Genomic DNA, 13,278 nt, shown 5'->3' on the forward strand with positions numbered 1-13,278 from the left:
CCCCCGGATCGCCGAGGAGGCACCGATGACTCTCGCCATCGATCGCACCAGCACCCCCCAGCCCGTCGAAACCGTTGCGGCGCAGGCACTTCCGACCGTCGTGGGCGCCTCGCTGCGGGTCCCGCTCGTCACCGGCGGGGACATCGGTTACGCCAACCTCGACCACGCGGCGAGCGCGCCGTGCCTCGACGCCGTGCGCTCGGCCGTCGACGAGTTCCTGCCCTGGTACGCCAGCGTCCACCGCGGCGCCGGCTTCGCCTCGCAGGTCTCGACCAAGCTCTACGAGCGCACCCGCGACACCCTGCGCCGCTTCGTCGGCGCGCGGCGGACCGACACCGTCGTGTTCACCCGCAACACCACCGATTCCTTCAACCTGCTCGCCCGCAGCCTGCCGCCTCGCACGGCCGTGGTCGTGTTCGACACCGAGCACCACGCCGCGCTGCTGCCGTGGCAGGGCCCGAACGTCCGGCGCCTGCCGACCCCGCGCACCCGCCTCGCCGCGGTGTCCGCTGTGGACGAAGCCCTCGCGGAATCCCCGCAGGGGCCCCGGCTCGTCGTCATCACCGGCGCGTCCAACGTGACCGGCGAACTGCTCCCGGTCGCGGAAATCGCGGCGGTGGCGCGGAAGCACGGCGCCCGCATCGCGCTCGACGCCGCCCAGCTCGCGCCGCACCGCCGGGTCTCGATCAAGGAGCTGGACGTCGACTACGTCGCCGTGTCCGGCCACAAGCTGTACGCGCCTTTCGGTGCGGGCGCGCTGATCGGCCGCGCCGACTGGCTGCGCGCCGCCCGGCCGTACCTCGCCGGCGGCGGCGCGACCAAGCTCGTCACCGAGGACGCGGTCGTCTGGAACTCCGGTCCCGAGCGGCACGAAGCCGGTTCCCCCAACACGGTCGGCGTGTACGCGCTCGGCGTCGCCTGCGAAACCCTCAGCCGGAACTGGGACGCCGTCGAGGCGCACGAACAGGCCCTGCTCACCCGGCTGCGCAAGGGCCTCGAGAGCATCCCGGGCTGCGCCGAACTGCGGCTGTTCGACGCGCCGGTCGACCGCGTCGGCACGGTCAGCTTCGTCGTCGACGGCTTCGACCCGGGCTGGCTCGCGGCGGTCCTTTCGGCCGAGTACGGCATCGGCGTCCGCGACGGCGCCTTCTGCGCCCACATCGCGGCCAGGCGCCTGATCGGCGTCACCGGCGGTGAAGGGCAGCAGGCGGTGCGGGTCAGCCTCGGCCTCGGCAGCACCGAGGAGCACGTCGACCGCGTGCTGCTGGCCCTGCGCCAGATCGCCGCCCGCGGCGCGCGCTGGGAGTACACGAAGGTGGACGGCCGCTGGGCGCCCGCCGGCGACACTCGGGAGCTGCCGCCCTTCTGCTGAGCGCTAGCCTGGGCCGATGGGGAGAGTGCCGCGTTTCTGGTTTCCGTTGGCCTTGCTGGGTTTCGCGCAGATCGGCATGGTCGTGACGCAGCTGCTGGCGCGGCGCAGCCCGGCCGAAGGCCACTTCGCGACCATGTTCTCGCTGCCGATGAGCCAGGAGAACGCGCGCGCCGCCGACGGGATAGGCAGGCCCCGGTACAGCGCGCAGTGGCTCACCCAGGACGACTTCTACGCACCGGGCGCCGGCCTGCCCGAAGGACCGGTGTGGCTGGTCGCCCTCGACGTGGTCCTGCTGGGCGCGGCGCTCTGGTACGCGCTGAGCCTGCGCCGGGCCGGGCGGGCTGTCCACACCGGGCGGTTCGTCCTCGGCACGGTGGCCGCGCTGCTCGCCGTCCCGCTGCTGGACCTCGTCGGGTCCTGGCAGTTCCGGCTCGGCGACGGGCTGCGCGGCCCGCTGCTGGCCACGCTCGGCCTGCTCGCGCTCGCCGCCTGCGAGCGCAGCCGGCTCGTCCTGCTCACCGCGGCGGCGTTCGCGCTGGTCGCCGTGGTGCTCTCGGCGGACGCCGCGGGCGTGCTGGTCTCCGCGGCGATCCTGTTCGCCGCGGCCTTCACCGCCGTGCTGCGCCGCCGCCCGGACACCGCCGCCGACACGCCCTGACCAGCGCCGTGGACAATGGTGCGGTGAGCACCGAGTCCAGCGCTGGAGAACCCGACACCGACGCCGCCGCCGAGGCGGTGCCCGAGCCCGTCCAGGAGACGCCGGAGGCCCCGGCGAAGCCGCTGCTGCCGAAGCGCCGGGTGGGCTGGGTGTTCGCCGTCGCGGTGGTGTTCTGGGCGATCGACCTGGTGACGAAGAACCTGGTCACCGCCAACCTGGAGGGCAAGGAGCCGGTCCGGATCCTCGGCGGGCTGATCTACCTGCAGGTGATCCGCAACCCGGGCGCCGCGTTCTCGATGGCCACCGGCATGACGTGGGTGCTGGCCCTGGTCGCGCTCGCCGTCGTCATCGCGATCATCTGGATCTCGCGGCGGCTGCGGTCGATCGGCTGGGCGATCGGCCTCGGCCTGGTGCTGGCCGGCGCGCTGGGCAACCTCACCGACCGGATCTTCCGCGCGCCCGGCGGGCTGCAGGGCCACGTCGTCGACTTCATCTCGGCGTTCGCGCCGAACGGCAAGGGCTTCGCGATCTTCAACATCGCCGACTCGGCGATCTGCGTCGGCGGCGCCCTGATCGTGCTGCTGTCCCTGCTGGGCAAGGACTACGACGGCACGTCGACCAAGGACAAGAAGAAGGCCGAGCAGGCCGGGGAAACCAAGCAGGAGGACCAGGCGTGAGCTCGCGGATGCTCCCGGTGCCCGACGGGCTCGACGGGATGCGGGTCGACGCCGGCCTCGCCAAGATGCTCGGGCTGTCCCGCACGGTCGTCGCCGAACTGGCCGAATCCGGCGACGTGCTGCTGGACGGCCGCCCGGCGGGCAAGTCGGACCGGCTGGCCGCGGGTGGCCTGCTGGAGGTCACGCTGCCGGAGCCGGCGAACCCGGTGGAGATCGTCGCCGAGCCGGTCGAAGGCATGCGGATCCTGCACGACGACGACGACATCGTGGTGATCTCCAAGCCGGTCGGCGTCGCCGTGCACCCCAGCCCGGGCTGGACCGGCCCGACCGTGGTCGGCGGCCTCGCGGCGGCCGGCCTGCGCATCGCGACGTCCGGCGCGGCCGAGCGCCAGGGCGTGGTGCACCGGCTCGACGCGGGCACCACCGGCGTGATGGTCGTGGCCAAGAGCGAGCATGCGTACACCGTGCTGAAGCGCGCGTTCAAGGAACGCACGGTCGACAAGGGGTACCACGCGATCGTCCAGGGCCACCCGGACCCGACGCGCGGCACCATCGACGCCCCGATCGACCGCCACCCGCGCCACGACTACAAGTTCGCGGTGGTCCAAGGCGGCCGCCCCAGCGTGACGCACTACGAGGTCGTCGAGGCGTTCCGCGCGGCGTCGCTGGCGCACATCAAGCTCGAAACCGGGCGGACGCACCAGATCCGCGTCCACTTCTCGGCGTTGAAGCACCCGTGTGTCGGCGACCTGACCTACGGCGCGGACCCGGTTCTGGCCCGCAAGCTGGGGCTGAACCGCCAGTGGCTGCACGCGAAGACGCTCGGCTTCGCCCACCCGGCGGACGGCCGCTGGGTGCAGTTCGAGTCGGAGTACCCGGACGACCTGGCGAACGCGCTGAAGATCCTGCAGGACGAGAGCTACTAGTCCTCGATCGACCAGATGAGGGTGCGCTCGTCCGGTTCCGGCCGGGGGCTCCAGCGGACCGAGACCACCCGGGTCGTGTCCGGCAGGACGTACACCGTGTGGCCGCCGAGGGTTTCGCCCGGTTTGACGCCGATCTTGTGCGGCGGCCGGGAGGTCAGCGAGACCGGGGCCTTGCCGATCGTCCGGCCGTCGGCGGTGAGCAGTTCGAGGTAGTTGTCCGGCAGCGAGGCGAACGGGATCGCGCCGCGGTTGGTGATCTCCGTGTGCACGACGACCGAGCGTTCGCCCTCCTCCAGGCGGTAGCCGGCCGCACCGAACAGGAAGTCCGCCGGGTCCTGGACCTCGAGCAGCTGCACCGTCAGCTGCTCGCCCTCCAGGCCCTGGGTCTCCAGCACCTCGCCGAGCCGGCCCTTCTTGCCGCCGGGGGCGCCGGCCGGGCGCGCGGGCTCGTCGCCGCGGGCCCAGGACGCCGTCTGCGGCACGCCCCACGTGCTCACCACGGGGTCGGGCCGCGGCGGGGGCGGCGGGGCGAACTGCTGCTGCGGCGGCCGGGGCGGCGGGCCGGGGTAACGCCCGGACGGCGTGCCCTGGACGTTGTACGGCCCCGATGGCGCGCCTTGGACGTTGTACGGTCCGGACGGCGCGCCTTGGACGTTGTACGGCCCCGATGGCGCGCCTTGGACGTTGTACGGTCCGGACGGCGCGCCTTGGACGTTGTACGGCCCCGATGGCGCGCCTTGGACGTTGTACGGTCCGGACGGTGCGCCGTGGACGTTGTACGGGCCTTGGACGTTCGGGGGTGGCATCGGTACCGGCTGTGACGGCGGTGCCTGGGCCGGGAACTGCGGCGAGCCGGGGACGCCGGGCTTCGCCCACGACGGCGGCGACCCCGCGATGGCCGCGCGCAGCCCGTTCGGGTCGCTTTCGACGCCGACGAGCAGCGGCAGCCCGCTGCCGGACAGCGCGACCAGCCGGTAGGCGACTTCGCGGGGATCCATGCCGACCTTGGCCGCGAGCTCGTGCACGGCCGCCTTGCCCAGCTCGGCGAGCGCGGCGAGCAGGCGGGTATCCACGGGATCGGTCACAGCCACTCGGTGAACGCTACCGCCTCGCCGAACCGCTCGCGCCGAAGGCCGTCCGCCCCCGGCGAACGAACGCGCGTTCCTGTCGGTGATCTCCGTTAGGGTCGCGAACGAGCACACCATCGACGCTGGGGGTCCTGCCCATGACCGCGGTCACCGAACTCGCCGACGAGTTCGTCGAAGCCCTGTACGCCGCCGATCCGCTGATGCCCGCGCTGCTGGGCACCCGCCCGGCGGAACCCGGGCTGCCGGACGTCACGGCCGCCGCCGAACGGGCCCACCGCACCCAGCTCACGGAGTTCGCCGAGCGCGCCCGCGCGCTGGACCCGGCCACGCTGTCGGCCGAAGACCGGGTCACCCGTGAGGTCCTGATCACGTCGGCGGAAGACCGGCTCGCGGCGATCGACTCCCGGATGACCGAGTTCACCGTGACCGACATGTTCACCGGCCCGGCGGCCATGCTGCTCACCGCGCTGCCGATGACGACGGTGACCGCGGGTGACGCGGCCGAGGCCCAGCTCGGGCGGCTCGCCGCGGTGCCGGAGTTCCTGCGCCAGGCCGCGCGGCGCCACACCGAGGGCCTCGCCGAGGGCCTCACCCCGGTGGCCCGCCTGGTCGAGGGCGCCGTCGCGCACCTGGACCGCTACCTCGCCGACCCGGCCGCCGACCCGCTGCGCCGCCAGCCCGCGCCGGACGGCGAGTTCGCGCGGCGCCGCGACGAGCTGCTCGCCGACGTCGTCCGCCCGGCCTTCGCCGCGTACCGCGAGTTCCTGGTCACCGAGGTGGCGTCGCACGGCCGCCCGGACGACCGGCCCGGCCTGTCCTGGCTGCCCGGCGGCGAAGAGACGTACGCGCGCCAGGCCCGGCTGCACACGACCACCGACCGCACCCCGGCGGAGCTGCACCAGACCGGCCTCGACGTGATCGCCGCGCTCGCCGGCGAGTACCGCGAGCTGGGCGCCGAGGTGTTCGGCACCGACGACCTCGCCGCGATCTTCGAGCACCTGCGCACCGACCCCACCCTGCGCTGGACCAGCGGTGACGAGCTGCTGGAGACCGCCCGCGCGGCCATCGCCCGGGCCGACGCCGAGGCGCCGAAGTGGTTCGGCCGGATCCCGCCGCAGCCGTGGACGGTCGAGCCGGTCCCGGAGGAGGCCGCGCCCGGCGCGCCCACGGCCTACTACATGCGTCCGGCCGCCGACGGCTCCCGCCCCGGCATCTACTTCGCCAACACCCACCAGGCCACCGAACGCTTCCGGCACTCGGCCGAGTCCACGGCGTTCCACGAAGCCGTGCCCGGTCACCACTTCCAGCTCAGCACCGCGCTCGGCCTGACCGACCTGCCGCTGCTGCGCCGCATCGGCGACTTCACCGCCTACACCGAGGGCTGGGGTCTCTACAGCGAGCGGCTCGCCGAGGAGATGGGCCTCTACTCCGACGACGTCGCCCGGCTCGGCATGCTCACCGGCGACTCGATGCGCGCGGGCCGGCTGGTCGTCGACACCGGCCTGCACGCGCTGGGCTGGAGCCGGCAGCAGGCCGTCGACTTCCTGGTCGAGCACACGCCGATGGCGCGGGTCGAGATCGAGGCCGAGGTCGACCGCTACATCGCGTGGCCGGGCCAGGCCCTGGCGTACATGGTGGGGCGGCTGGAGATCCAGCGCATCCGCGCGGGCGCCGAGCGGCGGCTGGGCGCCCGGTTCGACATCCGCGCGTTCCACGACGTCGTGCTCGCGGGTGGCGCGCTGCCGCTGTCGGTGCTCGCCGCCGTCGTCGACGAGTGGGTGGCCGGGCACGGCGACACGGCCGACGCCCTGGCGGACGAGCTCGTCGAGCTGACGTTCGAGCACGACCCGCTGCTGCGGTCGGTGCTCGGCCTGCCGGGCGACCACGACCGGCTCGCCGACCAGACCCGGGCCGCGCAGGAGCGCTTCCGCGCCGCGTACACCGGGCTCGCCGCGCGCGCCCGGGCCCTCCCGGCCGCGAAGCTGACGCCGCAGGAAGCCGTGACGCGCGAGGTCGTGGTCGCCGCCGCCGAGGTCGAGGCCGATCGGCTCGCCTCGCGGATGACCGATCTCGCGGTCAGCACCGGGTTCACCGCACCCGCACTGGGCCTGCTCATGCTCCTGCCGTACTACACGCTGGACGACGAGCCGAAGACCCGCGGTTACCTCACCCGCCTCGCCGCGATCGAGCCGTTCCTCGCGGCACTGACCGAGCGGCAGCGCGAAAGCCTCGCCGACGGCCTGGTGCCGCCGGCCCACCTCGCCCGCGTCGGCGTCGAGTACCTCGAGCGCTACCTCGGCTCGCCGGGCACCGACCCGCTGAAGGTGGCCACGACGGCGTCGGTCGAGGGCTTCGAGGCCGAGCGTGACCGGCTCCTCGCCGAGGTCGTCCACCCCGCGTACGCGCGCTACCGCGACTTCCTGCGCACCGAGATCGAGCCGGTCGGGCGGCCCGAGACGGCGCCGGGGATCGGGCACGTGCCGGGCGGTGCCGAGCGGTACGCCGCGATGATCCGCGCGGAGACGACCACCGAGCGCACCGCGCGGGACCTGCACGACACCGGCCTGGCGCTGATCGGGCAGCTGGCGGGGGAGTACCGCGAACTCGGCGGGAAGGTGTTCGGCACCACCGATCTCGGGGAGATCTTCGAGCGCCTGCGCACCGACCCGGACCTGCGCTGGCGGGACGGCGAAGAGCTCCTCGCCGGTGCCCGCGACGCCATCGCGCGGGCGGAAGCCGTGGCCCCGCAGTGGTTCTCGCGCATCCCGGCCGAGAAGTGCGAGGTCGCGCCGGTCCCCGAGGCGGACGCGGCGAGCGGCACGATCGCGTACTACCTGCAGCCGTCGCTCGACGGCTCCCGGCCGGGCACGTACTACGCGAACACGTACGAGGCGGACCAGCGCCCGCGGTTCACCAGCGAGGCGATCGCGTTCCACGAAGCCGTGCCGGGGCACCACTTCCAGCTCAGCCTGGCGCAGGAGCTCGAGAACGTGCCGCTGCTGCGGCGGATCGCCATGTTCAACGCCTACGCCGAGGGCTGGGGCCTCTACACCGAGCGGCTCGCCGACGAGATGGGGCTGTACTCCGACGACGTCTCGCGCTTCGGCATGCTGACCCAGGATTCGATGCGCGCGGGCCGGCTGGTCGTCGACACCGGGCTGCACGCGCTGGGCTGGAGCCGGCAGCAGGCGATCGACTACCTCGTCGAGCACACGCCGATGGCGCGCCTCGAGATCGAGGCCGAGGTCGACCGGTACACCGCGTGGCCGGGCCAGGCGCTCGGGTACATGGTCGGGCGGCTGGAGATCCAGCGGCTGCGGGCGGAAGCCGAGCAGGCGCTGGGCGAGGGGTTCGACATCCGCGGGTTCCACGAAGTCGTGCTGGGCCACGGCATGCTGCCGCTGACCGCGCTCGCCAAGGTCGTCTCGGACTGGGTGGCGGCGGGCGCCGGCGACACCCCGGACAGCCTCGCCGACGAGCTGGTGGCGGTGAACTTCGAGCGGGAACCCCTGTACCCGTCGGTGTTCGGCCTGCCCGGCGACCCCGCCAAGCTCGGGGACCCCAGCGCCGCGGCCCTGGCCGGCTTCCGCGCCCGGTACGCCGGGATCGCCGCCCGCGCCGAGGCGCTCGATCCGGCCGGGTTGCCGGCCGCCGCGCGGATCACCCGCGACGTCGTGATCTCCCAGGCGAACACCGAGATCGACCTGCTCGACTCCCGCCGTGCCGACATCGCGGTCAGCGACGGGCTCGACGCGCCCGCCCTGTCCCTGCTGATGTACCTGCCGCAGACGGTGCTGGACGACGAGCCGAAGGTCCGGGGTTACCTGACCCGGCTGGCGGGGCTCGGCGACCTCCTCGACGCGATCACGGTGCGGCAGCGCGCCGCCGTGGCCGAGGGGTTCGTCCCGCCGGAGTTCCTGGTGCGCATCGGCATCGGCTATGTCGAGCGCTACCTGGGCGCGCCGGAGAAGGACCCGCTGAAGGTGACGCCGTCGTACGCGCTCGAAGGCTTCGAAGCCGAGCGCGACCGGCTGCTCGCCGAGGTCGTCCACCCGGCGTACGAGCGTTATCGCGCGTTCCTGGCCGACGAGGTCGCGCCGGTGGCGCGGCCCGAGACGTCGCCCGGGATCGGCCAGCTGCCCGGCGGTGCCGAGCGGTACGCGGCGCTGATCCGCGCGGAGACGACGACCGAGCGCACGGCGCAGGAGCTGCACGACACGGGCCTGGAGATCATCGGGAAGCTGGCCGGGGAGTACCGCGAACTGGGCGGGAAACTGTTCGGCACCACCGACCTCGCGGAGATCTTCGACCGGATCCGGACCGACCCCGCTCTGCGCTGGCGGGACGGCGAGGAGCTGCTCGAAGGCGCCCGCACGGCCATCACCCGCGCGGAAGCCGTGGCACCGCAATGGTTCTCGCGGGTGCCGGCGCAGCAGTGCGGGGTCGCGCCGGTGCCCGAGGCGGAGGCCGCCAGCGGCACGATCGCGTACTACCTGGAGCCGTCGCTCGACGGGACCCGGCCGGGCGTCTACTACGCCAACACGCATGAGGCCGGGAAGCGCCCGCGGTTCACCAGCGAAGCGATCGCGTTCCACGAAGCCGTGCCGGGGCACCACTTCCAGCTCTGCCTCGCCCAGGAGCTCGAGAACGTGCCGCTGCTGCGGATCATCGCGCACGTCAACGCCTACGCCGAGGGCTGGGGCCTCTACGCCGAGCGGCTGGCGGACGAGATGGGGCTGTACTCCGACGACGTCTCGCGGCTGGGCATGCTGACCCAGGACTCGATGCGGGCCGGCCGGCTGGTCGTCGACACCGGGCTGCACGCGCTCGGCTGGAGCCGGCAGCAGGCCGTCGACTACCTCGTCGAGCACACGCCGATGGCGCACCTCGAGATCGAGGCGGAGATCGACCGCTACGCCGCGAACCCGGGCCAGGCGCTCGGGTACATGGTCGGGCGGCTGGAGATCCAGCGGCTGCGCGCTGAGGCCGAGCAGGCGCTGGGTGCCACCTTCGACATCCGCGAGTTCCACGACGTCGTGCTCGGCAACGGGACGCTCCCGCTGCCGGTGCTCGCCACCGCCGTCGCCGACTGGGTGACCGCGGGTTCCGCCCGAGACGAGGAGTGACCGTGACCTGGCTCGAGCTCGCCGACGACACACCGTTCGGCCTGGACAACCTGCCCTACGGCGTGTTCTCCGTGGGCGGGGCGCCCGAGCGCCGGATCGGGGTGCCGGTCGGCGACCAGGTGCTGGACCTGACCGCGGCGGCCGCGGAGACGGCGGCGTCGTTCGCCCCGCTGCTGACCTCCGGGGTGCTGAACCCGCTGCTGGCCGCCGGGCCGGCGACGTGGCGGGAGGTGCGCGAGAGCGTCCGGGAGTGGCTGACCGAGCCGCGGTACGCCGGCCGGCTGCGGCCGCACCTGGTGCCGCTGGCCGAGGTGACCACGCACCTGGCGATCGAGGTCGCGGACTACGTCGACTTCTACTCCAGCGAGCACCACGCGCTCAACGCGGGCAAGATCTTCCGGCCCGACGCCGTCGAGCTGCCGCCGAACTGGAAGCACCTGCCGATCGGCTACCACGGCCGGGCCGGCACGGTGGTCGCGTCGGGCACGCCGGTCGTCCGCCCGAACGGGCAGCGCAAGCCGCGCAACGCCGACGCGCCGGCGTTCGGCCCGTCGCAGCGGCTGGACATCGAGGCGGAGGTGGGCTTCGTCGTCGGCGTCCCGTCCACTCTGGGCACTGCGGTGTCCACAGAGGACTTCGCGGCGCACGTCTTCGGCGTCTGCCTGGTCAACGACTGGTCGGCGCGCGACCTGCAGGCGTGGGAGTACCAGCCGCTGGGCCCGTTCCTGGCCAAGTCGTTCGCGACGTCGGTGTCGCCGTGGATCGTCCCGCTCGACGCGCTGGAGCACGCCCGCGTCGCCGGCCCGCCGCAGGACCCGGAGCCGTTCGAGTACCTGCGCACCAGCGAGAAGTGGGGCCTCGACCTGGCGATGGAGGTCCGGCTCAACGGCCACCTGGTGTCGAGCCCGCCGTTCGCCACGCAGTACTGGACCGCCGCGCAGCAGCTGGCGCACCTGACGGTCAACGGCGCGAGCCTGCGCACCGGCGACCTGTACGCCTCGGGCACGGTGACGGGCCCGGAGCCGCACCAGCGGGGCTCGCTGCTGGAGCTGTCCTGGGGCGGCCGCGAACCGTTCGAGCTGCCGGACGGCACCACCCGCACCTTCCTGGAAGACGGCGACGAAGTGGCGATCACGGCAACGGCCCCCGGCCCGGACGGCACCCGCATCGGCTTCGGCGAAGTCCGAGGCACAGTGGTCCCCGGCTGACTCCGCCGTGACTCGCGTGACCGGATCACGCGAGTCGCGCGTCGGGGCACGCGAGTCGCGGGCCGGGATACGTGAGTTCCGGGTCGGGGCACGCGAGTCGCGGGCTGGGGCACGGAGGTTTCGGCCCAGGGCGTGACGATCCCCCGGCGTGGGTGTCCGGACTGCGGAGGACACCGGCGGATGAGAGGGTCGGCGCGTGCAACGTGGAGCGGTGAAGGCCGTCGTGAGCAGGCCGTTCCGGCGGGCCGGGGCGACCCTGGCGCGGTACCGGGAGCGCGACGGTGACCACTACGCCGCCGCGATGACCTTCTTCAGCCTCCTCGCCCTGGTGCCGCTGATCATGGTCGCCGTGTCGGTGGCCGGGTTCGTGCTGGCCGGCGACCGGCTGCTGTTCGCCGAACTCGACCGGGTCATCGCCGCTTCGCTGCCGCCCGAACTCGGCGGGCAGGTCACCACCGTCGTGCACACCGTCGTCGGCGAACGCGGGCGGATCGGGATCCTCGCGCTGGCCGTCGCGGTCTACTCGGGCTGGAGCTGGATCAGCAACGTCCGCGACGCCGTCACCGCGATGCTCGGCCAGGAGCGCACCCCGCGGCCGCTGCTGCGCGGCATCGCCGCCGACGTCCTGGCGCTCGCCGGCGTGGGGCTCGCGATGGCCGTCTCCTTCGGGCTGGCCTCGCTGACCGGCGCGGCCGGCGCGTGGCTGCTCGACCTGGTCGGCCTGACCGGCGGGTTCGCCCACGTCGTGCTCGTCGCGGGGTCGCTGCTGCTGGGGCTCGCGGCGAACTGGCTGGTCATCGCCTGGTGCCTGGCCCGGCTGCCGCGCCGGGCGCTGCCGCTGCGCTCGACGCTGCGCCCGGCCGGGGCCGCCGCCGTCGGGCTCGGCGCGATCCAGCAGGCCGGCGGCCTCTACCTGCACCTGCTCGGGCGCTCACCGGCCGTCGCGACGTTCGGCACCCTGGTCGGCGTCCTGCTGTTCGGTTACCTGATCGTGCGCTGGCTGCTGATGGTCACTGTGTGGATCACCGTCCGGGACGACCCGCCGCCCGGCACGCTCGGCGCCGACGTCCGGTACGCCGGCACGACGCTCGGGGCCGGCGCCTCGGCGGAGCTGGTGGTCCGCACGTTGACCGGCCGGTAACATGCGCGACTAAGCGCTTGCTCACCACAGGAGGACGTCCATGAAGATCGGGACCGCGGTCAGCTACTCCGGAGGCTTCGCCGACAGCGTCGCCGACGTCGTCGAACTGGAGAAGGCCGGTCTCGACGTCGTCTTCGTGCCGGAGGCGTACTCCTTCGACGCGGTCAGCCAGCTCGGCTACCTCGCCGCCAAGACCGAACGCGTGCAGCTCGCTTCCGGCATCTTCCAGATCTACACACGCACGCCGACCCTGACCGCGATGACCGCGGCCGGGCTCGACTTCGTCTCCGACGGGCGGTTCATCCTCGGCCTCGGCGCGTCCGGTCCGCAGGTCATCGAGGGCTTCCACGGCGTGAAGTACGACGCGCCGCTGGGGCGCACCCGCGAGATCGTCGAGGTCTGCCGCCAGGTGTGGCGCCGCGAGCGCGTGGTCCACGAGGGCAAGCACTACACGATCCCGCTGCCGCCGGAGCAGGGCTCCGGCCTCGGCAAGCCGCTCAAGCTGATCAACCACCCGGTGCGCGAGCGCATCCCGGTGCTGCTGGCCTCGATCGGGCCGAAGAACGTCGCGCTCACCGCCGAGATCGCCGAGGGCTGGCAGCCGATCTTCTTCCACCCGGAAAAGGCCGCCGACGTCTGGGGCGCGTCCCTGGCCGAGGGCAAGGCGAAGCGCGACCCGGCGCTGGGCGAGCTGGACACCTACGTCACCGTCGCGCTGGCGATCGGCGACGACGTCGAGGCGCTGCTGGACCACGTGCGCCCGGTCGTGGCGCTGTACGTCGGCGGGATGGGCGCGCGGGGCAAGAACTTCTACAACGACCTCGCCTGCCGCTACGGCTACGAAGCCGAGGCGAAGCTGATCCAGGACCTCTACCTCGACGGCAAGAAGGAGGAGGCCGCGGCCGCGGTCCCGCTGGAGCTGCTGCGCGCGATCTCCCTGGTCGGCCCGGCGGGATACGTGAAGGAGCGGCTGGCCGCGTTCGCCGAGGCGGGCGCGACGACGGTGATCGTCAACCCGCTGCAGCCGGGCCGTGAAGGCCGGGTGGCGGCGGTGTCGCAGCTGCGCGAGCTGATCGGCTGAC

Annotated in this window: 9 protein-coding genes; 8 read left to right on the forward strand and 1 reads right to left on the reverse strand. The window is 73.5% G+C overall.

The window, feature by feature from the left end; translation table 11 throughout:
* Window positions 1–25 precede the first annotated feature (25 nt).
* The 4 genes from OG494_RS03145 to OG494_RS03160 all read left to right on the forward strand — a co-directional run bounded on the left by OG494_RS03145 (window position 26) and on the right by OG494_RS03160 (window position 3,633).
* Window positions 26–1,372 (forward strand): aminotransferase class V-fold PLP-dependent enzyme, encoded by a 1,347-nt coding sequence (locus OG494_RS03145; RefSeq protein ID WP_328451738.1) that lies wholly within the window; start codon window positions 26–28, stop codon window positions 1,370–1,372.
* Window positions 1,373–1,388: 16 nt separating this feature from the next.
* Window positions 1,389–2,030 carry a hypothetical protein gene (locus tag OG494_RS03150; RefSeq protein WP_328451740.1) on the forward strand — a complete coding sequence of 214 codons (642 nt, stop codon included), beginning with the start codon at window positions 1,389–1,391 and terminating at the stop codon, window positions 2,028–2,030.
* A gap of 77 nt (window positions 2,031–2,107) precedes the next feature.
* On the forward strand, window positions 2,108–2,707 hold the full coding sequence (gene lspA, locus OG494_RS03155; protein WP_328458860.1) for a signal peptidase II: 600 nt from the start codon (window positions 2,108–2,110) through the stop codon (window positions 2,705–2,707).
* Window positions 2,704–3,633: an RluA family pseudouridine synthase gene (locus OG494_RS03160; RefSeq protein WP_328451742.1), complete on the forward strand. Its 930-nt coding sequence runs from the start codon at window positions 2,704–2,706 to the stop codon at window positions 3,631–3,633. The genes lspA and OG494_RS03160 overlap by 4 nt, the downstream gene beginning before the upstream one ends.
* Here the strand turns inward: OG494_RS03160 and OG494_RS03165 are convergent.
* The gene (locus OG494_RS03165) at window positions 3,630–4,724 is read right to left on the reverse strand and encodes an AsnC family protein (RefSeq protein ID WP_328451744.1); all 1,095 of its coding nucleotides are present in this window, start codon (window positions 4,722–4,724) and stop codon (window positions 3,630–3,632) included. The genes OG494_RS03160 and OG494_RS03165 overlap by 4 nt on opposite strands.
* A 134-nt stretch (window positions 4,725–4,858) precedes the next feature.
* Between OG494_RS03165 and OG494_RS03170 the strand changes: the two genes are divergently transcribed.
* The 4 genes from OG494_RS03170 to OG494_RS03185 all read left to right on the forward strand — a co-directional run bounded on the left by OG494_RS03170 (window position 4,859) and on the right by OG494_RS03185 (window position 13,277).
* Window positions 4,859–9,847, forward strand: a complete 4,989-nt coding sequence (locus tag OG494_RS03170) for a DUF885 domain-containing protein (RefSeq protein ID WP_328451745.1) — start codon at window positions 4,859–4,861, stop codon at window positions 9,845–9,847.
* Window positions 9,844–11,055 carry a fumarylacetoacetase gene (gene fahA, locus OG494_RS03175; RefSeq protein ID WP_328451747.1) on the forward strand — a complete coding sequence of 404 codons (1,212 nt, stop codon included), beginning with the start codon at window positions 9,844–9,846 and terminating at the stop codon, window positions 11,053–11,055. Before OG494_RS03170 ends, fahA begins: the two co-directional genes overlap by 4 nt.
* 211 nt (window positions 11,056–11,266) lie before the next feature.
* A complete protein-coding gene (locus OG494_RS03180; protein ID WP_328451749.1) occupies window positions 11,267–12,196 on the forward strand; it encodes a YihY/virulence factor BrkB family protein in 930 nt (309 codons plus the stop codon).
* Window positions 12,197–12,236: 40 nt separating this feature from the next.
* Complete coding sequence (locus OG494_RS03185; protein ID WP_328451751.1) at window positions 12,237–13,277, forward strand: LLM class F420-dependent oxidoreductase; 1,041 nt, start codon at window positions 12,237–12,239, stop codon at window positions 13,275–13,277.
* The last annotated feature ends 1 nt before the right edge of the window (window position 13,278 follow it).

This window comes from Amycolatopsis sp. NBC_00438, assembly GCF_036026695.1.
Lineage (GTDB): Bacteria > Actinomycetota > Actinomycetes > Mycobacteriales > Pseudonocardiaceae > Amycolatopsis.